The organism is Streptomyces sp. SCSIO ZS0520, from assembly GCF_025643355.1.
Classification (GTDB): Bacteria; Actinomycetota; Actinomycetes; order Streptomycetales; family Streptomycetaceae; genus Streptomyces; species Streptomyces physcomitrii.
Genome location: NZ_CP092644.1, coordinates 4864722 through 4890709, shown reverse-complemented (window position 1 = coordinate 4890709; position 25988 = coordinate 4864722). Strand labels below are relative to the sequence as shown.

Genomic DNA, 25988 nt, shown 5'->3' with positions numbered 1-25988 from the left:
GGGACCCGGTCTCCGCTAGGCGCGGACCAGCTCCTTCTCCGCGTCCGGGTCGTCCTGGTCGCCGCGGCTTCCGTCGAGCTTGCTGAGGCCTTCGCCTTCGACGTCGACGTTCGGCAGCACCTTGGCGAGCCAGCCGGGCAGCCACCAGGCCGAGCGGCCGAGCAGCGCCAGGACCGCGGGCACGATCGCCATCCGTACGAGGAAGGCGTCGAAGAAGACCGCGATCGCGAGGCCGAAGCCGATCATCTTGATCATCTGCTCCGTGGAGCCGATGAACCCGGCGAACACGGCGATCATGATGACCGCGGCGGCGGTGACCACCCGGGCCCCGTACCGGAAGCCCGTGACGACCGCCTGCTTGGGCTCCTCGCCGTGGACGTAGGCCTCCCGCATCCGGGTCACCAGGAAGACCTCGTAGTCCATCGCGAGACCGAAGACCACGCCCACCATGAAGATCGGCATCATCGACATGATCGGGCCGGTCTCCTCGACCCCGAAAAGACCGCCGAGCCAGCCCCACTGGAAGACCGCGACGACCGCGCCGAGGGCCGCGAGGACCGAGAGCAGGAAGCCGAGCGCCGCCTTGAGCGGGACGAGCACCGAGCGGAAGACGATCATCAGGAGCAGGAAGGCGAGTCCGACGACCAGGGCCAGATACGGCACCAGCGCGTCGTTGAGCTTCTGCGAGACGTCGATGTTCATGGCCGTGCTGCCGGTGACCATGATCTCGGCGCCGTTGTCCGCCTTGATGCCGGGGCCCGCGTCGCGGATGGCGTGGACGACGTCCTCGGTCTCCTTGCTGCTGGGCTTGAAGTCGGGCACCGCCATGAAGGTCGCGGCGTCGCCCGCCTTGTTCAGGACCGGCTTGGTGACCGGGCCGACGCCGTCGACACCGGCGATCTTCTTGGCGGCCTCGCCCGCGGCGGCCTTCGGGTCACCGGAGCCCTCGAGGTCGGTGGCGATCATCAGCGGGCCGTTGTAGCCCGGTCCGAAGCCCTCCGAGATCATGTCGTAGGCCTTGCGCTGGGTGGTCTTGGTGGGCTGGGAGCCGTCGTCCGGCAGGCCCAGCTCCAGCGAGGCCGCGGGCGCCGCCATGGCACCGAGGGCGACCACGCCCGCGAGCAGCACCATGATCGGGCGGCGCACCACGAACTGCGCCCAGCGGGTGCCCCTGTTCGGCCCGGCGGCCTTCTCGGCGGACTTCCTGCGGCCGCCGCCGAGCAGCTTGGACTTCTCGCCCGCGGGGCGGACCCGCTTCTGGGCGAAGCCGAGCAGGGCCGGGATCAGGGTCAGCGCGATGAGGACCGCGACGGCGACCGTGCCGGCCGCGGCGGCGCCCATCTTGGTGAGCATCGGGATGTTCACCACGAAGAGGCCGACCAGGGCGATGACCACGGTGAGTCCGGCGAAGACCACCGCGGAGCCCGCGGTGCCGACGGCCCGTCCCGCGGCCTCCTCCTTGCCGCGCCCCTCGGCGAGTTCGGCGCGGTAGCGGGAGACGATGAACAGGGCGTAGTCGATGCCGACCGCCAGGCCGATCATCGTGGCCAGGGTGGAGGTGTTCTGGTCGAGGTTGAGCGTGCTGGACAGCGCGGCGATGCCGGAGACTCCGGCGCCGACACCGATCAGCGCGGTCAGCAGCGGCAGCCCCGCCGAGAGCAGCGAGCCGAAGGTGATCACCAGGACGACCGCGGCGATGGCGATACCGATGATCTCGGTGCTGCCGGTCTCCGGGGTGGCCTGGAGGGCGTCACCGCCGACCTCGACCGCGAGCCCGCCGCTGCGGGCGTCCTCGACGGACTTCTCCAGTGCCTCGCGGGAGGACTCCTCCAGCTCCATGCCGGTGACCTTGTACGTCACCTGCGTGTAGGCAGTGCTGCGGTCCTTGCTGACCCCGGCCGCCTTGAACGGGTCGGAGACGGAGTCCACCTCGGAACCGGAGCCGAGCTCCTTGACCGTGTCCGCGATGACCTTCTTGTTCGCGGGGTCGGTCATCTTCTGGCCGTCCGGCGCCTGGAAGACCACGCGGGCCTGGGCACCGTCGGCACTGGAGCCGGGGAATCGTTCTTCCAGCAGGTCGAAGGCGCGCTGCGCCTCGGTGCCCGGGATCGAGAAGGCGGAGGCGCCCGGCGAGGGGGCCTTGGCCGCGCCGAAGACCGCGAGGGCGAGCAGCGCGGCCCATATCAGGGCGAACCAGCGCCGGCGCCTGAAGGCGAGCCGGCCGAGCTTGTACAGGTACGTGGCCACGGAGGTGAACTCCCGGTCAGTTGAGGTCCAACAGGGCAGGGGTGGGTGACCTGGCGACATGAGCGGAGTACGCCGGGCGGTGCGCGAGGGGAGCGCGCGGGGGTCTAGGAGGGGTCAGACGCCGAGGGCGGGGAGGACCACGGAGTCGACATAGTCACGGAGGAAGGACTGGTTCAGGGGCCGGCCGTCGACCAGGTCCCTGGCGACATAGGCGCCGATGAGCATGTGGACCACGTAGGGCAGCGCGGGGTTGTCCGCACCGACCTCGCCCCGGTCCACGGCCCGCTGGAGCACCCGGCCGAGGCCGGTGACCTCCGGCGCGACCATCAGCTCGCGGAAGGCCTTGTGCAGATCGGGGTTGGCGTGGACGGCCATGGCGAGTCCCCGCATCAGCGCGGAGTCCTCCTCCATCCGGCAGTCGTCCTCGCTCTCCACGATCCGGTGGAAGTCGCCCCGCAGGCTCCCGGTGTCCACGTCCTCCAGGTTCACCCGCTTCTGGCTGCGGAGTGCCCGGACGGCGAGCTCGGCCTTGCTCCCCCACTGGCGGTAGAGCGTGGCCTTGCTGGACCGGGTGCGGGCCGCCACGGCGTCCATGGTGAGGCCGTCGTAGCCGACTTCGCGCAGCAGGTCGAGCACGGCGCCGTACAGCTCGGCCTCGCGCTCCGGCGTGATCCGGCTGCGGCGCGATACTGCCTCCGCCGTCACCGTCCTCACCTCCTCCTGCCGATGTCCGTACGGGGCCGGTCCTTCACGTACTGCCGGACCGGCGGTCCCTGCGGGACTTCTCGACGCTTGTGATCCACACTTCTGAACGAAACGGTTTCGTACACCGAGCCTACGTCCTCCCCGCAGCGAAACGGAACAGTTTCGAGGGGGATTCGAGGTGAGGTGTCTCACCCCGCCCGAAACGCCCTCGACGGGCCGGCGCCCCGCCGTGCCCGGCCCCACTCCCACGAGTTGCCGGTCCCAGGCCCCGGGCAAAGCATGGGTGGGGTGAGTGAGTCCACCGAGGAGACGGCCGAGCAGCAGGCCGAGCAGTCCGCCCGGCGGCGCCGCGAGGACGGCCGCACGGACGGGGACGCCCCCGGCTATCTGCGCTTCCCGCACCTCAGCGGCGAGTTGCTCTGCTTCGCCGCCGAGGACGATCTCTGGCTCGCCCCGCTGACCGCCGAGGGCGCCCCCGCGGGCCGGGCCTGGCGGCTGACCGTCGACCGGACCAAGGTCAGCCACCCGCGCTTCTCGCCCGACGGCAGCCGCATCGCCTTCACCACCTGGCGCAGCCTCGACCCGGAGATCCACCTCGCGCCGGTCGGCGGCGGGCCCGCCCGCAGGCTCACCTACTGGGGCAGCGTGGACACCCGGGTCTGCGGCTGGAGCCCGCAGGGCGAGATCCTCGCCGTCGCCTCGCACGGCCAGCCCTTCTCGTACTTCGCCTGGGCCTACAAGGTGCCCACCGACGGCTCCGCGGGCGGCAAACTGCCCTGGGGTCCGGTCTCCGACATCGCCATCTGCGAGCACGCGGGCGAGGAGAAGACCCTCCTGCTCACCGGCAAACCGCCGCACGAGCCCGCCGCCTGGAAGCGCTACCGGGGCGGCGCGACGGGCCGCCTGTGGCTGCACGGCCGGCGGCTGCTCCCCTCGCTGGACGGGCATCTGGAGTCACCGATGTTCGTCGGCGGGCGGATCGCCTTCCTCTCCGACCACGAGGGCGTCGGCAACCTCTACTCGGTCCTGCCCGACGGCGGCGACCTGCGCCGCCACACCGACCACGACGCCTTCTACGCCCGCAACGCCTCCTCGGACGGCCACCGCGTCGTCTACCAGTGCGCGGGCGAGATCTGGCTGGTGGACGAGCTGACCGCCGACTCCCGCGCCCGCCGCCTGGACATCCGCCTCGGCGGCCCCCGGGCGGGCCGCCGCAGCTACCAGGTGCCCGCCGCCCAGAACGTGGACGGCCTCGCGGTGGACACCACCGGCCGCGCGAGCGCCGTCACCGTACGCGGCAGCCTGTACTGGCTCACCCACCGCGACGGCCCGGCCCGCACCATCTCCGACACCCCGGGGGTACGGGTCCGGCTCCCGGAGATGCTGGGCGACGGCGGGCAGATCGCCTATGTGACGGACGCGGAGGGCGAGGAGGCCATCGAGATCGCCTTCCTGCCGCGCGCCACCGGCGAGTGGCCCCCGCGCCGGGTGGCCGCCGGGCAGCTCGGCCGGGTCCTGGAGATGGTCTCCGACCCGACCGGCGAACGCCTCGCCGTCGCCACCAACGACGGCCGCCTGCTCCTCGTCGCGACCTCGGCGGAGGAGCAGGGGGAGGAACTGGCCGCGGGGATCGAGGAGATCGAGGAGTGGGAGGCGGAGGAGGAAGCGGGGGCCGAGGAAGAGGCGGGAGCGGAGGAGGGAGCGGGGGCGGAGGAGCCGGAGGCCGAGAAACCCGGGACGACTGGTCCTGGGACCGCCGATCCCGGGACCAGCGACCCCGGCCCCGTCACCGAGCTGATCCAGTCCGTCAACGGCCCCGTGCGCGATCTCGCCTTCTCCCCGGACGGGGCCTGGCTGACCTGGTCGCACCCGGGGATCGGGCGCTCGCTGCGGCAGATCAAGATGGCGCGGATCAAGGACCGGACCATCGTCGACGTCACCAACGGCCGCTTCGAGGACGAGAATCCGGTCTTCACCCGGGACGGCCGCTTTCTCGCCTTCCTCTCCTGGCGGGGCTTCGACCCGGTCTACGACGTGCACACCGGCGACCTCTCCTTCCCGCTCGGCTGCCGCCCCTATCTCGTCCCCCTCTCCTCGGCGACCCTGTCCCCCTTCGCGCTCTCCCCGGACGGGCGCCCGGTGCCGGGCGGCCTCGACCCGAGCGGGGCGGCGGCCGGGGACGGCACCGTGCACGTGGAGATCGAGGGCCTGGAGAACCGGGTGGTGCCCTTCCCGGTCGCCGCCTCCAAGTACTCGGCGCTGAGCGCGGTCGCGGGCGGCGGCCTGGTCTGGCTGCGCTGGCCGATCTCCGGGGCGCTCGGCGAGACCTTCGTCAATCCGACGGACACCTCGGGGCGGCCCACCCTGGAGCAGTTCGACCTCGGCCGCGCGCGCAAGACCGAACTCCTGGGCCACCTCGACTGGTTCGCGGTCAGCGGGAACGGCGGGCGGCTCGTCCTGGTCGACGAGGGCGAGCTGCGCTCGGTGCCCGCGGCCGACCCCGGCGACCTCGACGCCACCGTCTGGATCGACCTGCGCCGCATCCTGCACGAGGTCGACCCGCCCGCCGAGTGGCGGCAGTCCTTCGACGAGGCGGGCCGCATCATCCGGGAGTTCTTCTGGGAACCGGACATGTGCGGCATCGACTGGCCCGCCGTGCTCGACCAGTACCGACCGCTGGTCGAACGGGTCGCCTCCCCGGACGAGTTCGCCGATCTGCTGCGCGAGGTCCTCGGCGAGCTGGGCACCTCGCACGCGTACGTCGCCCCCGCCCGGCGCAACGAGGGACCCCCGCACTACCAGCGCGCCATCGGCCTGCTCGGCGCCAACCTGGTCCCCCGGGACGGCGAGTGGTACGTCAGCCGGATCCTGCCGGGCGACTCCTCGGACTCCAAGGCGCGCTCCCCGCTGGCCGGTACCGGGATCCGCGAGGGCGCGGCGCTCACCCATGTCGACGGCCGCCCGGTCGACCCGGACGCGGGCCCCTTCCCGCTGCTCGCCGCGGCGGGCGGCACCACCGTCGAGCTGACCTTCCGCCCGGCCGAGGGCGGCGGCCGCACCCGCCGGGTCGCGGTGGTCCCGCTGGTGGACGAGCGCCCGCTGCGCTACCAGGACTGGGTGGCCAAACGCCGGGCGGTGGTACGGGAGTTGAGCGGCGGCAAGTGCGGCTACCTGCACATCCCCGACATGGGCGGCTCCGGCTGGGCCCAGTTCAACCGCGATCTGCGGATGGAGGTCTCCCGCCCCGCCCTGATCGTGGACGTGCGCGGCAACGCGGGCGGCCACATCAGCGAACTCGTGGTGGAGAAGCTGACCCGCACCATCCTCGGCTGGGACCTCACCCGCGACGCCCAGCCCGTCTCGTACGCCTCCAACGCCCCGCGCGGCCCGGTGGTCGCCCTCGCCGACGAGGCCACCTCCTCCGACGGCGACATGATCACCGCGGCCTTCAAGCTGCTCGGGCTCGGTCCCGTGGTGGGCAGCCGCACCTGGGGCGGGGTGGTCGGCATGACCGGGCGGCACCGGCTCGGCGACGGCAGTGTGATCACGGTGCCGATGAACGCGGCCTGGTTCGACGCCTACGGCTGGTCCATCGAGAACCACGGGGTCGAGCCCGACATCGACGCGCTGCGCACCCCGCTCGACTGGGCCGAGGGCCGCCACGCCCAGCTCGACGACGCGGTCTGGGTCGCCCTCGACCTGCTCGCCAAGGAGCCCGCCGCCTCCCCGCCCGACTACAGCGCCGTCCCGGACCGCCGCCGCCCGGCACTGCCACCCCGCCCGAGCACCTCGGACCGCGACGGCCACGGCGGCGAGAACCCCGGGCAGGGGGACAAGGCGTAGGACCGAGGGCCGGAAGAGGGTCGGAGAGGAAGAGAAGAGGAGCGGAAGGGGAGCCGAGGGCAGACCGCCGCGCCCCCTCCCGTACGGACGTCACGTACGGGAGGGGGCGCGGTGGAGGAGGCGCGGGGCCCTGGCGGATGCCCCGCTCAGGCCCTCGTACAGCTCGTCGCTCAGGCCTCGTACAGCTCGTCGGGGCGGTCGGCGCGCAGCGGGGTGCGTTCGTGCCGGTCCTCGCGGCGGGTGCCGGGGCGGGGGTCGGGGCGCGGGGTGGCGCGTACGCCGGGCTGGTCCTTGGTGTCGCGCGGCTGTTCCTCGGCGCGGGCGGCCAGCTGGTCGGCCTTGATCCTGAACTGGTCCCTGAGGCTCATCGAGTCCCCTCCCGTGGGGTCTTGGGCGGTCGGGCCTCGACCAGACTGCCACGGGCGGACATCTCGTGCATTTCGATCAATTCGCCCCCGCGGAGCGAGGGCGCGGGCGCCCCGGGAGCGGGGCGGGGAGCTGCGCCCGCCCCCACAGCGCGCGCAGCTCCCCAACCCCGGGCCTCGGCTCAACCCTCAGCCCTCAGCCCTCACCCCGCGGGCTCTAGGTCTCGGACCTCAGCCCTCACCTCGTGGGCTTCAAGCCCCAGCCCTCAAGCCGAGCCGCGTGCCGACCGCGTCTGCTCGTCGGCCTCGCCGCCCGCGCCGACCAGGCCGCGGGAGATCTGGCCGGCGCGCCCCTCGACCTTGCGCACCTCGCGCGGGCCGAAGGTGCCGATGACGCCCGGCAGATAGCCGCGCACCGACTGCATGCCGCGCAGCCACCACTGGGCGTAGACATGGGTGGCGCGGCGCTCGACGCCGGTGACGATCCGGTCGATGGCCGGGCCGAGCGGATAGGTCTTGTTCATCGGCCAGGGCAGCCGCTGGCGCAGCTCGCGCATCACGTCGTCGCGGTCGGCGCCGCGCACCATGTCGGTGTCGGTCCAGGAGAGGTAGCCGACGCCGACCTTGACGCCCTTGTGCGCGACCTCGGCGCGCAGGCTGTGCGCGTAGGCCTCCACCCCCGACTTGGAGGCGCAGTACGCGGACATCATCGGGGCGGGGGTGATCGCGGCGAGCGAGGCGATCTGGAGCAGATAGCCGCGGCTCTCGACGAGCGCGGGCAGGAAGGCGCGGCCGGTGACGGCGGAGCCGATGAGGTTGACCTCGATCACCCGGCGCCAGGACTCGGGGTCGGAGTCGGCGAAGGGCCCGCCGCTGGCCACCCCGGCGTTGGCGACCACGATGTCCACCCGGCCGAAGCGGGCCTTGACCTGCTCGGCGACCCGGGCCATCGAGGCGTGGTCGGTGACATCGGCGTACCAGTGGTCGCTGTCGGTGTGGAGCCGGGCGGCGACCCGCTTCAGCTCGTCCTCCTCCAGGCCGACCAGGGCGATCTTCGCGCCCCGCGCGGAGAGCTTGCGGGCGAGCAGTTCGCCGACACCCCGGGCGGCTCCGGTGACGACAGCGACCTGTCCGTCCAGACTCTTGCGGCTCATGCGGCGGCCTCCTTGGCAGGCAGGTATGCGGTGGTGAGTTCGCGGATACGGTCGTTGACCGCCTCCGGCGCCTCGATGGGCGACATATGGCCCACGCCGGGCAGCTCCAGCAGCCCGACGCAGTGCGGCAGGACGGCGACCAGGCCCTGGGCGTTCACCGGCGGGGTGAGGCGGTCGGCGGTGCCGGCGACCACGGCGGTCGGCAGCGCCAGGTCCGCCACGTGGTCGGTGAGTTCGAGGGTGCTGAGGACCAGTCCCCAGTCGTGCCGGGCCCGGGTCGGGCAGGCGTGCACGATACGGGCGCCGGCCTCCACCTTCTCCTTGACCGTGCCGGGGCCCATGGTGGCGTAGCGCAGGGCGGCCCGGGCGAGCGGGGTGACCGGGCCGAGCGGCAGCCGGGCGGCGAGGATCTGCTTGGTGAGGCGGGTACGGACCCTGCCCTCCCGCAGCGGCAGCACCGTGGAGCGCTGCGCCAGCTGGGAGCAGCCGGTGCTGGCGAGCAGTACCGCGGCGGCGTGCTCGCGGAGTGCGGGGCGCCGGGCGGCCGCCATGATCGTCATGCCGCCCATGGAGTGCCCGGCGAGGACGGCCTGCTCACCGGGGGCGAGGGTGGCGCGGAGCACCGCTTCGAGGTCGTCGGCGAGGAGTTCGGTGCGGTAGCCGCCGGGGACCTGCGGGGTGCGGCCGTGGCCGCGCTGGTCGTAGGCGATGACCCGGTGGTCGGCCGCGAGGTCGCGGATCTGGGCGGCCCAGAAGGCGGTGGAGCAGGTCCAGCCGTGGACGAGGACGACCGCGGGCGCCCCGTCGGGGCCGTGCACCTCGGCGTGGATGACGGCGCCGTCCGCGGAGGTCGCGGTCACCCGCCGCCTCGGCTCCGGCGGGGCGAAGGGGCCCGAGGTCACGTGCGGGGCGCGGCTCATGCGGCACTCTCCTGCTTCCGGGCCCGGCCGCGCTCGGCCTTGGCGGTGCCCTGGGTGGTGGTGGCGGTCGCGTCCGTCCCCTGTTTCGCGGGCGGCCGCAGGATGTCGTACTCGGCGAGGTCGGCGTAGCGCGTGGCGCGGCGGAACTCGCCGGTGGTGCCCGGCCAGATGGTGGTGTTGCGGCCGGAGGCGTCGAGGTACCAGCTGTTGCAGCCGCCGGTGTTCCAGACGGTGCGCTCCATGCGCTGCTGGACGAAGTCGTTCCAGCGTTCGACGGCTTCGGGGCGCGGGTCGAGGGCGGCGCGGCCGCCGAGGACGTTCAGCTGGCGCAGGTAGTCGGCGAGGTAGTTCAGCTGGGACTCGATCATGAGGATCATCGAGGAGTTGCCGAGGCCGGTGTTCGGGCCGATGACCGTCATCAGGTTCGGGAAGCCGCTGGCGGTCGCGCCGCGCAGCGCCGCCATGCCGTTGCCGGACCAGCTCTCGGCGAGGGTGCGGCCCTCGGCGCCCACCACGCGCTCCGCGATGGGCATGTCCGTGACGTGGAAGCCGGTGCCGAAGACGATCGCGTCGACCTCGGTCTCGGTGCCGTCGGCGGCGACCACGGTGGAGCCGCGGACCTCGGCCAGCCCGGAGGCGACGACGTCGACATGGGGCCTGGCGAGCGCCGGGTAGTAGCTGTTCGACAGCAGGATGCGCTTGCAGCCGATGCGGTAGTCCGGGGTGAGCTTGCGGCGCAGCTCGGGGTCCCGCACGGCGCGGGCGATATTGGCCTTGGCGAGGCTCTCCACCAGGCCCAGTTCCCCGGGGTGCTTGGTGAAGGCCTGCACCTGGAGTTCGCGGATGCCCCACAGGATGCCGCGGCGCAGCTTGGTGCTGGCCGGGAGCTGCCGGTGCAGCCAGCGCTCGGGCGCGGTGATCTTCCGGTCCACCCGGGGCATCACCCACGGCGGGGTGCGCTGGAAGAGGGTGAGCCGGGCGACGTCCTTCTGGATCGCGGGCACGATCTGGATCGCCGAGGCGCCGGTGCCGATCATGGCGACCCGCTTGCCGCGCAGGTCGTAGTCGTGGTCCCACTTGGCGGAGTGGAAGACCTTGCCGGGGAAGGAGTCCAGGCCGGGGACGGCGGGGATCTTCGGGTCGGACAGCGGCCCGGTCGCCGAGACGACCACATCGGCGGTGAGGGTGCCGCTCGCGGTCTCCAGCTCCCACCACAGCTTCTCGGTGTCCCAGCGGGCGAGCTTCACCTCGGAGTCGAAGCGGAGGTGCGGGCGCAGCCGGAAGGTGTCGGCGACGTACTCCAGGTACTCCCAGATGTGCCGCTGGCCGGAGAAGGTGCGCGGCCAGTCCGGGTGGGGCGCGAAGGAGAAGGAGTACAGGTGCGAGGGGACGTCGCAGGCGCAGCCCGGGTAGCTGTTGTCCCGCCAGGTGCCGCCGACGCCGCTCGCCCGCTCCAGGATCACGAAGTCCGTGATGCCCTCGCGGCGCAGCCGCACGGCGGCGCCGAGTCCGCCGAAACCGGAACCGATCACCGCCACCCGTACATGCTCGTGCTCGTGCCCGCTCATCGGCTCCTCCTCGCGTGCGGCCCCATAAACCTTGCCAGTAACCACTGGCACAATTGGAGAGTAAGGCAGGAGTTAACTGGTGGGTAGGGTTCCGGCCGGAAAAGTTACCGCGGGTAGGTGAACCGGGTCCGGACCTGCGGAAACACCGGTTTCCAGCGGTACGCCGCGCCCGCTCACGGCGGCCGGGGCGCCCCCGGTGCGGGCGGCGGGCTCTCCCGCGGACCCCTGAGGCGGATCCCGGACACCGCCTAAGCTGCGAGGGTGGCGATGGAGGAACAGCAGTACCGGGTGGACGAGCTGGCCAGACTGGCGGGCATCACGGTGCGCACCCTGCGCTTCTACCGGGAACGCCGGCTGATCCCGCCGCCCCGCCGCGAGGGCCGCATCGCCTGGTACGACGACCGCCACCTGGACCGGCTGCGCACCATCTCGGCCCTCCTGGAGCGCGGCCACACCCTGAGCGGCATCGCGGAGCTGGCCGAGGCCTTCGACAACGGCCGCGACGTCGGCGACCTGCTCGGCCTCGGCGCCCCCACCGAGGAGACCCCGGTCCGCCTCACCCCCGAGGAGCTCTTCGACTACTTCGCCGACGACGTCACCCCGGAGAACCTCGCCGCCGCCCTCGACCTCGGCTACCTCGGCACCTCGGGCACCGAGTTCGTGCACGTCAGCCGCCGCCTGCTGGACCTCTCCTCGGAGCTGGTCGGCCGGGGCATCCCGCTCGCCGAGGTGCTGCGCGGGGCCACCGAGGTACGCCGGCACGCCGAGGCCCTGGTCACGATCTTCGCCGACATGGCCCTCGCCCACGCCTCCCTGGAGGAGGTCCAGGAGATGCGCCCGATGGCCAAGTCCATCGTGGAGGCGGAACTCTCCATGGCGATGGACCGCCGCTTCGCCGAGGAGTTCGACAAGCGCCGCCAGGACGCGGCGGGGCGGCGACCGCAGGACGGCCCGGAGGCGTAGGGCGCGGCCCGGAGGGGTGGAGCGCGGCGCGGTCGCACCGGGCGGTCCGGGCGATCGGAGCCCGACCCCCGGCCCGCCGGCGCGGACCGCCTCAGCTCCCGTACGTCACCGTCACCGGCGCGTGGTCCGACCAGCGCTCGGCATGGCTGGCGGCACGCTCCACCCGGCCCTTGAGGGCGCGCTCCGCGAGGCCGGGGGTGGCCACGTGGTAGTCGATGCGCCAGCCGGTGTCCCGGTCGAAGGCCTGGCCCCGGTAGGACCACCAGGAGTACGGGCCCTCGACGTCCGGGTGCAGGCGGCGCATCACGTCCACATAGCCGCCCTCGCCCTCCCCCTCGCCGAAGACGGCGCCGAGCCACTCGCGCTCCTCGGGCAGGAACCCGGAGTTCTTCCGGTTGGCCCGCCAGTTCTTGAGGTCGGCCTCGCGGTGCGCGATGTTCCAGTCGCCGCAGACCAGGACCTCCCGCCCGTCGGCCGCGGCGCGCAGCCGCAGCGCGTCGAGATGGTCGCGGAAGGCGGCCATGAACCGCCACTTCTCCTCCTGCCGCTCGGTGCCGACCTCACCGGAGGGCAGATACAGGCTGGCCACGGTGACCCCCGGCAGGTCCACCTCCACATACCGCCCGCTGCTCTCGAACTCCTCGGCGCCGAAGCCGATCCGCACCCGGTCCGGCTCCCGGCGGCTGTAGAGGGAGACCCCGGCCCGCCCCTTCGCCGCGGCCGGGGCGTGCACCACGAACCAGCCCTCGGGCGCCCCCGCCTCGGGCGGCAGCTGCCCCGGCTCGGCGCGCACCTCCTGGAGGCAGACCACCTCCGCCTCGGTCACGGCGAGCCACTCCACGAAGCCCTTCTTGGCTGCGGCCCGCAGTCCGTTCACATTCACACTGGTCACAGTCAGCACCCCGGCACGATAACCGCCGGGTCCGACAACGGGCCGGGGAGCCGGACGAGCACCACCCCCGCCGCACGCACCAGGCCCCCGGCCCGCGACTCGTCGTACTGTGGCCGTTGCCTCACCCGCCCGTCACGACTCCTCCCCACCCACGCATAGAAGTACGATTACCCGCATGGATATACGTCCGGTCCCCTTCGACCACCCCGACGCCGTCGCGCTCAACGACCGCGTACAGCTGGAGTACGCCGAGCGCTACCAGGACGAAGGCGACATCACGCCCCTGGACCCGGCCATGTTCGCACCGCCGCTCGGCCTCTACCTGCTCGCCTACGACGGACGGCTCCCGGTGGCCACCGGCGGCTGGCGCGGCCAGGAGGAGAACGAGTGGGGCTACTCGGACGGCGACGCCGAGATCAAGCGGATGTACGTGGTCCCGGAGGCCCGCGGGCGCGGACTGTCCCGGGTGCTCCTCGCCGCCCTGGAGGACGACGCCCGGCTGCGCGGCCGGACCCGGATGGTCCTGGAGACCGGCACCAAGCAGCCCGAGGCGGTCTCCCTCTACACCTCCGCCGGATACGAGCCCTGCGCCAAGTTCGGCCACTACCGCTTCCACGAACTCAGCCTCTGCTTCGCCAAGCCCCTCCTCGGCTGAACCACCGAGCCGGCGAGCCGGCGAACCGCTGAACCACCGAGCCACCGAGCCCTCGACGGCCCCCGGCCGGAGGGACGCCACCCGCGCCGTAGGCTGGCGCGGTGACCATCGCGGACTCCCCCTCAGAACCGGAACCTGCACCCCTCGCCGCACCGGGCCCACCTGCCGGGCGCGCGGCGGAGCTCGACGGCGGCCGCCTGCTCTACGGCTGCATGGGGCTCGGCGGCAGCTGGGACGAGACGCCCTACGGCACCGCCGAGATCGACGAGGCCGAAGCGGCGATCGAGGCCGCCCTGGACAGCGGCATCACCGTCTTCGACCACGCCGACATCTACCGGCGCGGAAAGTCCGAGGCGGTCTTCGGCGAGGTCCTCGCCCGCACCCCCGGGCTGCGCGACCGCATCGTCCTGCAGACCAAGTGCGGCATCCGCCAGGCGGACGGCACCCTGCCCGGCCTCTACGACCTGCGCGCCGCGACCATCGCCCGCCGCACCGAGGAGAGCCTGACCCGGCTGCGCACCGACGTGCTCGACGTCCTGCTGCTGCACCGCCCGGACCCGCTGGCCGACCCCGCCGAGACCGGCGAGGCGCTCTCCGCGCTCCACCGGCAGGGCCTGGTACGGCAGTTCGGCGTCTCCAATATGAGCGGGGCGCAGATCGCCCTGCTCAGACAGCACACCGACGTACCGCTGGTCGCCAACCAGCTGGAGATGAGCCTGGACCGCCGGGACTGGGTCGAGGACGGCGTCCTCCTCAACACCCCGGCCGCCGCCCGCAGCGGCTTCCCCACCGGCACCCTCGAATACTGCCTGCGGCACGGCATCCGCCTCCAGGCCTGGGGCGCCCTGGCCCAGGGCCGCTTCACCGGCCGCCAGCAGACCCCCGAGGAGCGGGCCACCGCCGCCCTCCTGACCACCCTCGCCGAGGCCAAGGGCACCACCCCCGAGACCATCCTCCTCTGGTGGCTCCAGCGCCACCCGGCCCGCATCGCCCCCGTCATCGGCACCGCCCGCCCCAGCCGCATCCACGCCTGCCGCGACGCCGCCCTGCGCCCACCGGAACTGACACACGAGGAGTGGTACGTGCTGTGGGTGACGGCACGGGGGGCGGGGCTGCCGTGAACGGGCGGGCGACGGCCGTCTCGACGCACCGGTACGCCAACTCCCGCGCGGCGCACCGGTACTGACGTCAGCTCAGCGGTCGGGGCGCCCCGTCTCCGCTCACCGCGGATCCGGGCCCTGGAAGGTGATCGAGCCGTGGAAGCTCTGCCCCTGGATCACCGGTCCGTGCTGCACCCCGCCGGAGATCGTGTTGGTCACCGTGACCCCGGTGCCCTTGCCGGTCTCCGCCTCCCACTCGGCCAGCAGACGGCGCAGTTCCTCGGCGGCCTCCGGGTCCTCGCGCAGGGCACGCCGCATCCGCTGGCGCCAGGCGAGCTGGATGTCGCCCGCCTCCTCCTCGTCACCGGAGTCCCGGGCGGCCACCAACTCCCGTTGCGAGGAGCGCAGTTCCTCCTCCACCTCGGCCACGGCCTCCTCGCCGCCGCCCCTGCCGAGAAAGCGTGCCAGCCGCGAACGGCCCTGCTCCCAGGCCTCCGACAGCATCAGACCGACCACCGCCGTCGCGGCCGACGAGGCCAGTCCCGCCAACTCGGCTTCCATGAAACCCCCTTGCCACGGTGCGTACCCGCGCGGATGCGCTGAGGCCACCGTAGGGATCCGCATCCGGCTTGGGAAGCCGCCCCCACGGCGTGGCGCCCGGGCCGGGGGCAGCCGCCTTTCCAGCAGGCCGGGGCGCTGCGTAGGGTGCAGAGGTGCCCAGTACGGATCAAGGAGACCCCCGGCCGCGCCGCGCCGGACTCCCGCCGCACTGGCGCACCGTGCCCTACGAACGGTCCGTGCTCGGCGTCATCCACAACGTCACCTCGGCGACCCGCCTCCTGGACATCCTGACCGTCTTCGACGGCGACCCCCGGGTGCAGCTCTTCTTCACCTGCACCGGCTCGTCCCCGTTCACGGCGGGCGTACGGGAATTCGCGGCGCGGCACGATTTTCCCCTCATTCCCTGGGACGAGGCGAAGGAATACACCTTCGACCTCGCGGTGGCCACCAGCCGCGGCGGCGGACTCCATGAAATATCCGCCCCTCTCATAGGATTCCCCCACGGCGCCGGATACAATAAAAAACTCAGCCGGAAGCCGGAAGCCGGAAGCCGGAAGCCGGAAGCCGGAAGCCGGAAGCCGGAAGCCGGAAGCCGGAAGCCGGAAGCCGGAAGCCGGAAGCCGGAAGCCGGAAGCCGGAAGCCGGAAGCCGGAAGCCTTCGGGCTGACGGCTGAATGGCTGCTGCACGAGGGGGAGTTGCTGCACTCCGCGATCGTGCTCTCGCATGACGAGCAGCGGGAGCGGCTGCGGGCGGGCTGCCCCGAGGCGGTGCCCGTGGCGCACACCCTCGGCGATCCCTGCGCGGACGAGCTGGAGGCCTCCGCGCCCTTCCGGGAGGAATACCGCACCGGCCTCGGAATCGCACCGGGCCAGAAACTCGTGGTGATCACCTCGACCTGGGGGACCCGTTCACTTCTGGCACAGGAATGCGGCCGCCCGGAAATCCGGCACCGTATTCCCTTCGCCCTCGTGCACCGCGCGCTCGCCGAACTCCCGCGTGACGAATACCGCGTACTGGCCGCCGTCCATCCCAATGCCTGGTACGGCCACAGCGGCCGTCAGGTCCGCTCCTGGCTGGCGCCCTATCTGCGCGAGGGGCTGCTCCTCCCCCGCCCGGAGAGCGACACCTGGAAGGCGGCGCTCTGCGCGGCCGATGTCTTCCTCGGGGACCATGGCTCGCTGACCCTCTACGGGGTCCGGCACGGGCTGCCCGGGGTGCTCGCCGCCTTCGACGAGGACACCGTCGCCCCGGACTCCCCCATGGCCCTGCTCGGCCGGCTCCTGCCGCGCACCGCCCCGTTCGTCCCGCTGCGCGCACAACTCGAAGGCGCCATGCGGCAGCAGCCCGGCGATCCGGACCTGGCCCGGGCCGCCGGGGCCCTCACCTCGCGCCCCGGCGAGGCCCTGCGCGCCATCCGCACGCTCTGCTACGAGCGGCTGCGGCTCCCCGAGCCCGCCCACCCGGTCCACGCCCGCCCCGTACCGCTGCCGCCACCGGACCCGTCGGTACGGACCGCCCCGCTGCCCCCTCCGGTCCTCGCCGAGGTACGGCCGGTCGCGGGCGCCCGGGAGCGGGTGCGGATCCGGCGGTACCCCGCCTCGCTGCACCGGCCCGCCGACCTGGAGCCGCACGACCCGCACCTGGTGGTCACCGCCGGTGAACCCGAGCCCCACTGGGCGCACACCGCCGAGATCGTGGTGGCCCCCCGCACCGCCGACCCCGCCCAGGCCGCGACCGAGCTCTTCCGGCGCCACCCGGGCTGCGCTCTGGTGGCGGTTCCGGACCCCCGTGACCGCGCCCGCAGCACCCTCGTCCTGCGCGACGGCGGCAACCACCGGAGCTATCAGGCCCGTTGGGAGAACCCGGCCTGGTGGTCCGACACCGCGGCGGCCGCGTCGGTCCTGTACGGACGGCTGAGCGAGGGCGGGGACGAGACCGAGACCGAGGCGGAGGCGGAGGACGCAGTCGGCACGGAAGGCACCGGGGCCCCCGCCCACCGCATCACGGTCGGCATCGGCGCGCCCGGCCCGGGCCGCGGCACCGCCCCCGTCTCAGTCCTCGTCCTGACCCGGGTCGCCGACCCCGGTCCGACCGGGGTCGCCGCCCCCGGTGCCCGGCCCGTCGAGGGCGGCGAGCCGGCGCAGGGCCTCCTCGGCGCGGAGGCTGCCCAGGTCCCGGTAGAGGGCGAGCGCTGACTCCCAGTCCGCGCGGGCCGGTTCGGGCCGTTCCGCGGCGTGGTGGACGTCGCCGCGCAGCAGGAGGGCGTCCGCCCGGTCCTTGGGCGCGTGGACGGTGCCGTTCTCGTGGGCGGCGAGGGCCTCGCCCAGGCGGCCGAGAGCCTCCTCGGGGCGGCCCCCGGCGAGCAGGGCACCGCCGAGGCGGCTGAGGCTCTTGGCGGCGTTGACCGGATCGGGGAGAGCGGCGAAGTCCCGGTGGGCCGACTCCAGGAGGGCGGCCGCCTCCTGGTGGCGCCCGGCGGCGCTCGCGGCGTTGCCGCGGTGGAAGCCGAGCAGGACCCGGCCGCGCGGGTGGTCGACGCCCTCCAGAGCCTCGGCCGCCTGCGCGAAGAGGTCCATCGCCTCCTCGGAGCGGCCCTCCCGTACCGCGATCTGGCCGAGGCCCTCCAGGGCGGAGGACTCGGTACGCGGGTGTCCGGCCAACCGGGCTTGGTCCAGGGCCTGTTGGTAGTGCCCGGCGGCGCGGGTGAGGTCGTCCGCCGCGCCTCGGTCGACGTAGCAGAAGGCCAGCTCGTACTGCATGCGGGCGCGGACCAAGGCGGCGTCCTCCGGCAGGGCTTCGGCCGCCTTCAGGCCCCAGCGGCAGACCTCCAGCCAGTGCGAGTGCTGCCCGCGCGGGAAGTAGAAGTCCCGTAGCGCCTCGGTCAGTCGGGTGGCTGCCGCGTACTGCCCGCGGTCGTGGGCCAGCCGTACGGCGGCGGAGGCGTTGTCCAGTTCGGCGGTCATCGCGGCGAGCGCCTGGTCGCGGTCGACCAACTCGGCGGTGAGCAGCGCAGGTTCGGCGAAGAGCGGCCCGAAGTGCCAGCGCCTGGAGAGCTGGTGGGCGGCGGCGGTGGTGCGCCGCAGGTACCAGTCGAGCAGGGCGGCCAGGGCCGCCGCGTCCCGCTCCGGGTCCTCCGGGAGTTCGCGGGCGTACTCGTGGCCGAAGCGGGGCATCCGGCAGCGGCCCGGGCCCGCCGGTTCGACGAGCTGTGCTTCGAGGAGCTGCCGCCGTACCCGCTCGCCCGCGGCCTCGCCTCCGGCGAGGGCGCGCAGCAGGCCGTCGGCGAACTCCGGGGTGGGGTTGAGGCCGAGGGCGCGGTAGGTGTGCCGGGCGGCCGGGCCGAGGGTCTGGTACGCGGTCGCCCAGACGGAGCGCAGGGCCAGCTGCCGGGAGTGCCAGGACTGGTCGTAGGCGCCGTCGGGCTCGTCCTCGTCCAGGGCCAAGGTCAGCACCTCCAGGGAGGAACGCTGGGTCCGCAGGCGCCGGGCGAGCTCTTCGACGCCGCCGCCGAAGGGGTCGGCCGCGAGCACTCCGGCGATCCGGGCCGCACCCGGCAGCCCGCCCAGCAGGCCGACCACCGCGCGCACCGCCTCCGGCTCCGCACCCTCCGGTCGGCCCGCGAAGCGCAGGAAGAGTTCGGTGCAGGCCGCCTCGTCGAGCGCGCCGACCGGCAGCGGCGCGGGCCGGGAGGGCACCGCCTGGCCGAGCCCGCTGAGGCGGCTGCCGCTGGCGGCCAGGACCATGCCCTGCGGATGCCCGGGCAGCAGCGGGCGCACCTGGCCGGGCCGGGCCACCCCGTCGAGCAGCACCAGGCAGGGGTCCGCCGAGGTGAACGACCGGAAATGCGCCGCGAGTACCTCCGGTACGGCCGACAACTCGGCCCGGGGGACCTCCAGTTCGGCGAGGAAGCACTCCAGGACCGCCACCGGGTCCACCGGGCCCGAGGCGCCCGCGCTGAGGTCGTAGTAGAAGATGCCGCCGGGGAACTCCCCTAACCGGTCGGGGGAGTTGGCCCAGTGCGCGAGCAGTCCGCTGGTGCCGACGCCGGGCGGTCCGGTGAGCGCGGCGACCAGGGGTGAGGTGCGCCCGGCGCGGGTGGCGGAGAGCCGGTCGAGGGCGGCGCGCTGCTCCTCGCGGTCGACGAACTCCTCGGGCGCGTACGGGAGCATGCGGGGGATGCGCCGGTTGCGGGCGGCCGGGCCGTGCAGCACCAGGTTCTCGATGTGGTTGTGCGCGCCCTGCAGGACGACACCCTGGGTGCCGCCCGCAACGCCGTTGTTCACCTCGTCCACCCGCAGCTCCCGCCAGCGCCCGATCGTGCCCGGAATCCTCCCCGGAGTCTGTCAGTCCGCCCCGGCGCGGGGGAGGGATTCGGGCCAGGTGGCGTGTCCGCCCGCCGCGCCGGGGGCAGGCGCCTCGGCGCACCGCCGCGCCGGCCGCGGTCACCGCGGGGCAGCGGTCACCGGGTGGGAATCGCCAGCGAAGCCACCGTCTCCGCGTACAGCGTCTGCTTGATCTGCCCGCGGGCCGGGGTGGACTTGGCGGCGAGGGGGCGGGCCAGGGCGATCGCGGTGCCGAGGACCTCCTCGGCGGGGGCGGCCGCCTCGACGATGCCCGCGGTGAGGGCGTCCTGGCCGCCGTAGCGGCGGCCGGTGGTCATCGCCTCGTGGGCGGTCGCGGGGCTGAGGCGGGCGCGGATCAGGTCGGACATGCCGCGCTGGAAGGGCAGGCCGAGGTCCACCTCGGGCAGGCAGAAGTAGCCCCGGTCGGCGCGCATCACCCGCAGGTCGTGGGCGAGGGCGAACATCGCCCCGGCGGCGAAGGTGTGGCCGTTGAGGGCGGCGACGGTGACCACCGGGGAGACGAGGGTGCGCGAGAGCAGGGCGTGCACGCGGTCGAGGTAGGCGGTGGCCTGATCGCCGTGGGCGCCCATCCAGTCCAGGTCGAGGCCGTTGGACCAGAACTTGCCGCTGCCCGCCGTGACCAGCGCCTTCGGCCCCTCGGCGGCCTCCACCTCGTCGAGCGCCGACTCCACCTCGGCCAGCCAGTCGGGGTGGAAGCGGTTCTCGTCGTCGGGGGTGAGGTGGAGGACGTAGACCTCGCCGTCCCGCTCCAGTTTCGGCATCGTGTGTGCTCCTTGTGAGTTGCGGCTCCGGGCCTCGTGCAGGGGGCGCGCCGTCAGGCCCCCGGAGTCAGTGTCAGGCCTTCGAGCTCGCCCTGCTCGTATGCCTGCACGATCGCCCGGCGCTGGAGCTTTCCGCTGCTGGTGCGCGGGAGTTGGCCGGGGCGCAGATAGTGGACGTGGGCGGCCTCGACGGTGACGCCGACCGTGTGCACCAGGTGCTCGACGATCTGCGCCCGGCTGCCCTCGATGTCCTCGCGTGCCTCGCGGTCCACCTCGGTGAGGACGATGATGTCCGGGCCGATCTGGGCGACCGCGCTGCGGCCCTCGCGGACGAACGGCAGCTGTTCCACGGCCTGTTCGAAGTCGGCGGCGAAGTAGCTCTGCCCGCCGACCTTGATCCGGTCGCTGATCCGGCCGGTGACGAAGAGTTCGCCGTCGTCGAGGAAGCCGATGTCCCCGGTGGCGTAGAAGCCGTCCGCGTCGCCGAGCGGTTCCCCGCGGTCGAAGTAGCCCGCCGCGAGGCTGCCGCCGGACAGCTCGATCTCGCCCAACTCCCCCTCCGCGCACGGCCGTCCGTCCTCGTCCCGCAGCCGTACGGTGAACTCCGGCATCGGGCGGCCCACCGAGATCGACGGGAGGCCGGAGGGGGACGGCACGGTGCGGATCTCGCTGCCGACCGGGCGGCTGGCGACGAGCAGCACCGCCTCGGCCATGCCGTAGCAGGGCATGAAGACGTCCCGGCGCAGGCCCGCCGGGGCCATCAGGTCGAGGAAGGCCCCCAGATTGGGCAGGTTGATGGGTTCGCTGCCGAGGTAGATCGAGCGGACGGTGGACAGGTCCATGTCCGCGAGGTCCTCGGGGTCGAGGTCCTGCATCAGCTTCAGCGAGTAGTCGACCGCGAAGTTCGGGATCACCGTGCCGATGGCGCGCTCCTGGCCCATGTGCTCCCACCAGCCGCGCGCGTCGAAGAGGAAGGTGATCGGCTCGGCGAGCAGCAGGTCGCAGCCGATGGAGAAGCAGGAGAGCATGCCGCCGACCAGGCCCATGTCGTGGTAGAGCGGCAGCCAGCTGCTGACCCGCTCCTCGGGCGTGCGGCCGTCGGTGCGGGTGATCATCTCCAGGTTGGCGCGCAGGGCGCCCTGGCGGACCGGGACCCCCTTGGGGAAGCTGGTCGAGCCGGAGGAGAACTGGACGAAGGCCAGCTCCTCGTCGCCGGGCGTACGCAGCCGGGCGCCGGGCTTGCGCAGCCCCGCGGGCGGCAGCGGGAGCCCCTGCGCGGGCAGGTCCAGCGGGGCCAGGCTCGGCACCTGCAGGACCCGCTCGGCGGCGAAGTCGCGGGCGACCCGGCCGAGGAACTCCTGGTACGCCTCCCGGGGGGTGTTCATCACCAGCGGCTTCACGGACAGCGGCAGCGCGCCGATCTCCATCAGGCCGAGGAAGGCGAGGATGACCGGGGTGGAGGTCTCGAAGGGGAAGAGCACCCGGGTGCCGGGGCCGACGCCCTGCTCGCGGAAGAAGTCGGCCGAGGCGGCGACCTGTTCGGGGAAGTCGCGGTAGGCGAGGAACTCCGGCGGGTCGCTGTACTTCTCGTACAGGTAGAGGCCGCGCTCGGGCGGACACTGCTGGTTGCGCTGGATGTGTTCGAGCACCGGGCCCCTCCGGTAGGTGTGTGCCGCTGGACGCGGGTGCGGCGGTGGGTGTGTGCCGCGGGGATGGGTGCGTGCCGCGCGGTGGCCGGCGGCAGCGGTTTCAGTGCGCGGCGGCGGCCGCGAGGAAGTCCTGCAGGGAGACCAGGGAGCGCTGCCGCGCGTCCAGGAAGGCCACGGTGACCAGGGCGTCGACCGCCGGGTCCGGGGCGCCGGGCAGGTGGACGCGCTGCCGGAAGCGGGCCCGGAAGGTGATGCTGTCCTCGTCGTACTCTTCGGCGTCCGGGGAGTCGAGGACGGTACGGACCTCGACCCGGCCGCGCGGGATCTCCGCCCGGTAGTCGATCTCGGTGCGGGCGACGACCGAGATGAGGCGGTCGCCGTGCACCAGGTCGTGCTGGGCGAGCCAGTCCCAGCGGCCGGCTTCGAGGTATTCGAGCGCGACGGCGTTGTTCACATGGCCGAGGGCGTCGAGGTCATTGGGGCGCACCGGAAGTGTGAGCCGGGTTTCGCTGAAGTACACGTCCAACCGCCCGTGAGAGGGAGCCGATGAGGGTGCCGAGAGGGGTGTCGCCGCCGGGAGGCCGGGCCGTGACGAGGACCACGGCGGAGACGAAGCCGCCGCTGTGCGAGAGGGAGACAGCCACCCGCAGCCGGTGCCGGTCCAGGTGGGCGGCGAGGGTGCCGTGGGCGCGGAAGCGGGGTGCGCCGCGGGGGTCGTGGACCAGTTCGGCCTCGGTCCAGAACCAGGTGGTCTCCGCCGGGGGGAGAGCCTTGAACAGGGCCTCCTTGGCGGCGAATCCACCGGCCAGGCTCTCCAGGGGCGAGACGGCCGCCGCGAAGCGGGCGAGTTCGCCGGGGGTGAAGAAGACGCCGGGCTCGCGCAGGGCCGGGGCGACCTCCAGTTCGCTGATCAACTGGAGGTCGTGGCCCAGCCCGGTCAGCTCCCGACCAGGTCCATCCAAGTGTCCTCGACCTCTTCCCTCGAGTTCACCTCGATGCCCGTGATCTTCTTCAGGGCGCCGCAGATCAGCTGCTCCTTCTTCTCCAGCGCCTCGGGGCGGAAGTCGCCCTCGCCGGTCTCCAGGTGGTCCCACCAGTTGACGTGGGTGCCGCGCTCCTCGACCTTCTCGCGGGCGCTGCCGCCGAGTTCGCCGTCCTCGCGCAGGAAGAGGTGGCCCACCGCGAAGGCGTCCTTGGCGTGGTACTCACCGCTGTCCACCAGCGCCTTGGCGAAGGCGACGAAGTAGTTGCGGTGCTGGATCTCGTCGGCGGCGACCTGCTTGAAGATGCGGCGCAGGCCGGGGTCCTGGATGACGTGCTGGCAGGCGCCGTAGTTCACCGCCGCGGTGATCTCCGAGAAGGCGAGCAGCACCAGGGTGCGCAGCATGTCGTCGTCGGGGAAGACCTGGCGGAAGTCGATGAAGGTCTCGTCGGCGACGGTCTCCATGCCGGTGACCTCGGCGAGGCGCAGGAAGACGGTCTCGTGGTGCGCCTCCTCCTCGTTCCAGTACCGGCTCCAGGTGCCGCAGGCCTCCATGATGTTGGCGACCACCGGGTTCTTGTCCCGCCAGCGGTCGACCTCGTTGCGGGACTGGCGCTCCAGGCGGTCGGCGCCCGGCTTGGTGGTCAGCTCGGCGCGGCCCGCGTTCCAGACCAGGTTGCGGTCGGTCGGGGTCAGCGCGTCCAGGTCCACGGCGGAGAGCATGTCCACGACGCTCCAGCGGCGGGACTCGTGCAGCCGCTGCTGCTCCCAGGTCACCTGGACCAGCGACATGTTCCGCTGGGCGAAGGCGTCGTAGAGGTCGGTGATGATCGCGGGCGCCCCGGCGGGTACGGCGGAGCGGCGGGTGGTCGTCTCGGCGTCGGTGACGCTCATCCGGTTGCCTCTTTCTGCCGTTCGAATTCCTCGAGGAAGGTCTTCAGCACGGTGGACGTGGGCGTGTCCAGCGGCAGGGCGGGCAGGCGGACCCGCACGCCGTAGTCCTTGCGGAGCGCGTTGGCCGTCTTGGCGAACGCCTCCATCAGGTCGATGCTGTTGGTCATTTTCGGGCTGCGGCTGATCACCGCGGCCAATGTCACGTCGTCGGCGAACAGTTGCTCGTCACTCAGACCTGCATGCTCGGCGAATTTCTGCCGGATGTAGGAATCCACCCCAGGCGTCGTCATGGGCGGGATCGTACAAGCCGTGGACACCCGGGGCCAAGTGACCATTGCCACAGGGGAAGTTGTCAGGCGGACAAGGCCCGGGCGGGTCCCCGGAAAGGACGCACAGCGGAAAGACGAAAACAGGTCCCGCCGGGTTAACTCTGTGGAGAAACGGGCCCGGTCGCGTTAACCGCGTGTGAAACCGTACGGGCCCGGGCCCACCCCGGGACGGCCCGCGCGGCGCCCGGCCGACCGGCTCAACTCCCCTGCTGGCGACGGGTGTTAGGCCCCGCGCGACCAGGACCGGAGGGCTCGTACGGCAGCCTCCGACCAGGCACGGAATGATCCCCCGCCGCCCGGGCCCCGCGCGTACGGCCCTCCGGCCAAACGGAGTTGGATATTCCCTTCGGGCAAGCGGAACGACATATTCCTTATGTGGGGCGGAAGACGCACCGGAACGCGCCCCGGCATCCGAATGCGGGGCGGGCCGGTATGTCGGACGAATTCACGGCCGGGGCACACAGGGGAGAGGTGGCCGATCGACGATCGATCATTTTCCGCGTACCGCGGTGCACTCCGGCACCACATTTCCCGGTGGTGCCGGAGTGGGTGCCGGAAGTGGGTGCCGGAGTTCTCCGCGGGCGCCGTTCTCAGGGGGCCGCGGAGGCCTCCGTACGCCGGATGGTGAGGGCGGCGAGCACCGCGACCGAGGCGGCGAAGCTGATCGACAGCCACCAGGTGTTGCGCGCCCCGCCGAGCGGGTCCCCGGCCGAGGAGGTCACGATCGACACCGCGAGGGCGGTGCCGAGGACCGCGCCCAGCTGCCGGAAGGCGGAGTTGGCGGCGCTCGCGGTGGCGAGCCGGGCGGGCTCGACCCCGGCCAGGGCGACCCCGCCGAGCACCGGCCAGACCAGGCCCGCGCCGGTGCCCATGACCGCGGCGCCGGGCAGCCAGTGCCGCACGAAGTCCGGGTCCTTGCCGCCGCCCCAGAACAGCAGCAGGGTGCCGCCGATGTAGATCAGGCAGCCCGCGACGACGACCGGCAGATCGCCGAACTTCTCGGCGAGGCGGGCGGCGGGCCGGGCCACCACGGCGGTGGCCAGCGGCGGCGGGGTGGTGGCGAGGCCCGCGGTGATCAGGGACCAGTGCCAGTACGTGGTCAGGAAGAGGATGTTGTTGAGGATGACCGCGAAGAAGGTGACCGAGAAGAGCATCGAACCGAGGTTGCCGCCGAGCGCGTTGCGCGAGCGCAGCAGGTCGAGCTCGATGACCGGCGCCGGGTGGCGCGCGCTGCGCAGGGCCACCGCCACCAGGAGCAGCGCGCCCGCCGCGAGCGCGCCGAGGGTGCGTGCGCTCTCCCACTCCCAGTCCGGGCCCTTGACCAGGCCGAGCGCGATCAGTCCGAGCGAGGCGGCGAGCAGCACCACGCCCAGGATGTCGGGGGTGGGGCCGCTGCGGTCGCGCTGTTCGGTCAGGCGGCGGGAGGCCCACAGGGCGAGGACGCCGATCGGGATGTTGACCAGGAACACCGCCCGCCAGGTCCAGTGCTCGGCGAGGATGCCGCCGAGGCCGGGGCCGATCCCGGCGGCCAGCGCCGCCGCCGCGCTCCACAGGGTGATGGCGACCAGGCGCCGCGCCATCGGGAACATCGGCATCAGCAGGGCGAGCGAGGTCGGGATCAGGATGGCGGCGCCGACGGCCTGCACCACCCGTGCCCCGATGAGGAGTTCGGCCGAGTTGGCGGCCCCGCAGACCGCGGAGGCGAGGGTGAAGAGCACGAGCCCGCCCGCGAAGGAGCGGCGGCAGCCGAGCCGGTCGGCGGCGCGGCCCGCGGGCAGCAGGAGGGCGGCGATCACCACGTTGTAGCCGTTGAGCACCCAGGACAGGGTCGGCAGGTCCGAGTCGTCGAAGGTCTCGGCGATGTTCGGGAAGGCCACGTTCACGATGGTGCTGTCCAGGAAGGCCATGAAGGCGCCGAGGCAGCACAGCAGGACCAGGGCGGCGGGCGGCTTGGCGCCCGCCTCGGCGCCCGGGGCGCCACGGGCGTCCCCGCGAGCGACCGGTGTCTTCGCCATGGACGCGTCTCCCAACTTGG

21 protein-coding genes are annotated in these 25988 nt (G+C 73.1%); 5 read left to right on the top strand and 16 right to left on the bottom strand.

Translation table 11 applies throughout. The features are described 5' to 3' along the window. Positions 1–15: 15 nt before the first annotated feature. Both MID12_RS19330 and MID12_RS19325 read right to left on the bottom strand, forming a co-directional pair. Positions 16–2247, bottom strand: coding sequence for an MMPL family transporter (locus tag MID12_RS19330; RefSeq protein ID WP_040252468.1), 2232 nt, complete (start codon positions 2245–2247; stop codon positions 16–18). Between the two features lie 114 nt (positions 2248–2361). Then, a complete protein-coding gene (locus tag MID12_RS19325) occupies positions 2362–2952 on the bottom strand; it encodes a TetR/AcrR family transcriptional regulator (protein WP_040252466.1) in 591 nt (196 codons plus the stop codon). Positions 2953–3339: 387 nt separating this feature from the next. Here MID12_RS19325 and MID12_RS19320 point away from each other — a divergent pair, with 387 nt between their 5' ends. Continuing rightward, positions 3340–6795: a S41 family peptidase gene (locus tag MID12_RS19320; RefSeq protein ID WP_263173278.1), complete on the top strand. Its 3456-nt coding sequence runs from the start codon at positions 3340–3342 to the stop codon at positions 6793–6795. 170 nt (positions 6796–6965) lie between these two features. Here MID12_RS19320 and MID12_RS19315 read toward each other — a convergent pair whose 3' ends face one another. The 4 genes from MID12_RS19315 to MID12_RS19300 all read right to left on the bottom strand — a co-directional run bounded on the left by MID12_RS19315 (position 6966) and on the right by MID12_RS19300 (position 10802). After that, on the bottom strand, positions 6966–7163 hold the full coding sequence (locus tag MID12_RS19315) for a hypothetical protein (protein ID WP_263169170.1): 198 nt from the start codon (positions 7161–7163) through the stop codon (positions 6966–6968). Positions 7164–7426: 263 nt separating this feature from the next. After that, positions 7427–8314 carry an SDR family oxidoreductase gene (locus tag MID12_RS19310; protein ID WP_040252462.1) on the bottom strand — a complete coding sequence of 296 codons (888 nt, stop codon included), beginning with the start codon at positions 8312–8314 and terminating at the stop codon, positions 7427–7429. Further along, the gene (locus MID12_RS19305; RefSeq protein ID WP_263169166.1) at positions 8311–9234 is read right to left on the bottom strand and encodes an alpha/beta fold hydrolase; all 924 of its coding nucleotides are present in this window, start codon (positions 9232–9234) and stop codon (positions 8311–8313) included. The genes MID12_RS19310 and MID12_RS19305 overlap by 4 nt, the downstream gene beginning before the upstream one ends. After that, positions 9231–10802, bottom strand: a complete 1572-nt coding sequence (locus tag MID12_RS19300; RefSeq protein ID WP_263169164.1) for a flavin-containing monooxygenase — start codon at positions 10800–10802, stop codon at positions 9231–9233. Before MID12_RS19300 ends, MID12_RS19305 begins: the two co-directional genes overlap by 4 nt. 267 nt (positions 10803–11069) lie before the next feature. Here MID12_RS19300 and MID12_RS19295 point away from each other — a divergent pair, with 267 nt between their 5' ends. After that, positions 11070–11765 (top strand): MerR family transcriptional regulator, encoded by a 696-nt coding sequence (locus MID12_RS19295; protein ID WP_040252456.1) that lies wholly within the window; start codon positions 11070–11072, stop codon positions 11763–11765. Between the two features lie 91 nt (positions 11766–11856). Here the strand turns inward: MID12_RS19295 and MID12_RS19290 are convergent, their stop codons facing one another. Next, entirely contained in the window at positions 11857–12657 is an 801-nt protein-coding gene (locus MID12_RS19290) for an exodeoxyribonuclease III (RefSeq protein WP_263173274.1), read from the bottom strand. A 175-nt stretch (positions 12658–12832) separates the two neighbouring features. On the opposite strand from MID12_RS19290, the gene MID12_RS19285 reads away from it, so the two are divergent. Then, positions 12833–13312, top strand: coding sequence for a GNAT family N-acetyltransferase (locus MID12_RS19285; RefSeq protein ID WP_040252449.1), 480 nt, complete (start codon positions 12833–12835; stop codon positions 13310–13312). Between the two features lie 101 nt (positions 13313–13413). Continuing rightward, on the top strand, positions 13414–14433 hold the full coding sequence (locus MID12_RS19280; protein WP_263169161.1) for an aldo/keto reductase family oxidoreductase: 1020 nt from the start codon (positions 13414–13416) through the stop codon (positions 14431–14433). Between the two features lie 99 nt (positions 14434–14532). On the opposite strand, the gene MID12_RS19275 is transcribed toward MID12_RS19280, so the two are convergent. Next, positions 14533–14973: a hypothetical protein gene (locus MID12_RS19275; RefSeq protein ID WP_263169159.1), complete on the bottom strand. Its 441-nt coding sequence runs from the start codon at positions 14971–14973 to the stop codon at positions 14533–14535. A gap of 236 nt (positions 14974–15209) precedes the next feature. Here MID12_RS19275 and MID12_RS19270 point away from each other — a divergent pair, with 236 nt between their 5' ends. Beyond that, complete coding sequence (locus MID12_RS19270) at positions 15210–15647, top strand: hypothetical protein (RefSeq protein WP_263169156.1); 438 nt, start codon at positions 15210–15212, stop codon at positions 15645–15647. Between the two features lie 1378 nt (positions 15648–17025). Here MID12_RS19270 and MID12_RS19265 read toward each other — a convergent pair. The 8 genes from MID12_RS19265 to MID12_RS19230 all read right to left on the bottom strand — a co-directional run bounded on the left by MID12_RS19265 (position 17026) and on the right by MID12_RS19230 (position 25968). Continuing rightward, entirely contained in the window at positions 17026–19266 is a 2241-nt protein-coding gene (locus tag MID12_RS19265) for a tetratricopeptide repeat protein (RefSeq protein WP_263169153.1), read from the bottom strand. A 167-nt stretch (positions 19267–19433) separates the two neighbouring features. After that, the gene (locus MID12_RS19260) at positions 19434–20099 is read right to left on the bottom strand and encodes an enoyl-CoA hydratase-related protein (protein WP_263169149.1); all 666 of its coding nucleotides are present in this window, start codon (positions 20097–20099) and stop codon (positions 19434–19436) included. Between the two features lie 53 nt (positions 20100–20152). Next, the gene (locus tag MID12_RS19255; RefSeq protein ID WP_052482464.1) at positions 20153–21748 is read right to left on the bottom strand and encodes an AMP-binding protein; all 1596 of its coding nucleotides are present in this window, start codon (positions 21746–21748) and stop codon (positions 20153–20155) included. A gap of 100 nt (positions 21749–21848) precedes the next feature. Next, positions 21849–22235, bottom strand: a complete 387-nt coding sequence (locus tag MID12_RS19250) for an acyl-CoA thioesterase (protein ID WP_237282847.1) — start codon at positions 22233–22235, stop codon at positions 21849–21851. Then, positions 22222–22710, bottom strand: a complete 489-nt coding sequence (locus MID12_RS19245) for a holo-ACP synthase (RefSeq protein WP_159393019.1) — start codon at positions 22708–22710, stop codon at positions 22222–22224. The genes MID12_RS19250 and MID12_RS19245 overlap by 14 nt, the downstream gene beginning before the upstream one ends. Further along, positions 22686–23624, bottom strand: coding sequence for an acyl-ACP desaturase (locus MID12_RS19240; protein ID WP_040252436.1), 939 nt, complete (start codon positions 23622–23624; stop codon positions 22686–22688). Before MID12_RS19240 ends, MID12_RS19245 begins: the two co-directional genes overlap by 25 nt. Next, positions 23621–23914, bottom strand: a complete 294-nt coding sequence (locus tag MID12_RS19235) for a hypothetical protein (protein WP_040252434.1) — start codon at positions 23912–23914, stop codon at positions 23621–23623. Before MID12_RS19235 ends, MID12_RS19240 begins: the two co-directional genes overlap by 4 nt. Before the next feature lie 629 nt (positions 23915–24543). Beyond that, positions 24544–25968, bottom strand: a complete 1425-nt coding sequence (locus MID12_RS19230) for an MFS transporter (RefSeq protein WP_263169141.1) — start codon at positions 25966–25968, stop codon at positions 24544–24546. Positions 25969–25988 lie beyond the last annotated feature (20 nt).

What these genes read in the sequence shown, in the direction of transcription:
- MID12_RS19315 (WP_263169170.1), bottom strand. Translation starts at nt 7,163, where the DNA reads ATGAGCCTCAGGGACCAGTTCAGGATCAAGGCCGACCAGCTGGCCGCC.
- MID12_RS19310 (WP_040252462.1), bottom strand. Translation starts at nt 8,314, where the DNA reads ATGAGCCGCAAGAGTCTGGACGGACAGGTCGCTGTCGTCACCGGAGCC.
- MID12_RS19305 (WP_263169166.1), bottom strand. Translation starts at nt 9,234, where the DNA reads ATGAGCCGCGCCCCGCACGTGACCTCGGGCCCCTTCGCCCCGCCGGAG.
- MID12_RS19300 (WP_263169164.1), bottom strand. Translation starts at nt 10,802, where the DNA reads ATGAGCGGGCACGAGCACGAGCATGTACGGGTGGCGGTGATCGGTTCC.
- MID12_RS19295 (WP_040252456.1), top strand. Translation starts at nt 11,070, where the DNA reads ATGGAGGAACAGCAGTACCGGGTGGACGAGCTGGCCAGACTGGCGGGC.
- MID12_RS19285 (WP_040252449.1), top strand. Translation starts at nt 12,833, where the DNA reads ATGGATATACGTCCGGTCCCCTTCGACCACCCCGACGCCGTCGCGCTC.
- MID12_RS19275 (WP_263169159.1), bottom strand. Translation starts at nt 14,973, where the DNA reads ATGGAAGCCGAGTTGGCGGGACTGGCCTCGTCGGCCGCGACGGCGGTG.
- MID12_RS19260 (WP_263169149.1), bottom strand. Translation starts at nt 20,099, where the DNA reads ATGCCGAAACTGGAGCGGGACGGCGAGGTCTACGTCCTCCACCTCACC.
- MID12_RS19240 (WP_040252436.1), bottom strand. Translation starts at nt 23,624, where the DNA reads ATGAGCGTCACCGACGCCGAGACGACCACCCGCCGCTCCGCCGTACCC.
- MID12_RS19235 (WP_040252434.1), bottom strand. Translation starts at nt 23,914, where the DNA reads ATGACGACGCCTGGGGTGGATTCCTACATCCGGCAGAAATTCGCCGAG.
- MID12_RS19230 (WP_263169141.1), bottom strand. Translation starts at nt 25,968, where the DNA reads ATGGCGAAGACACCGGTCGCTCGCGGGGACGCCCGTGGCGCCCCGGGC.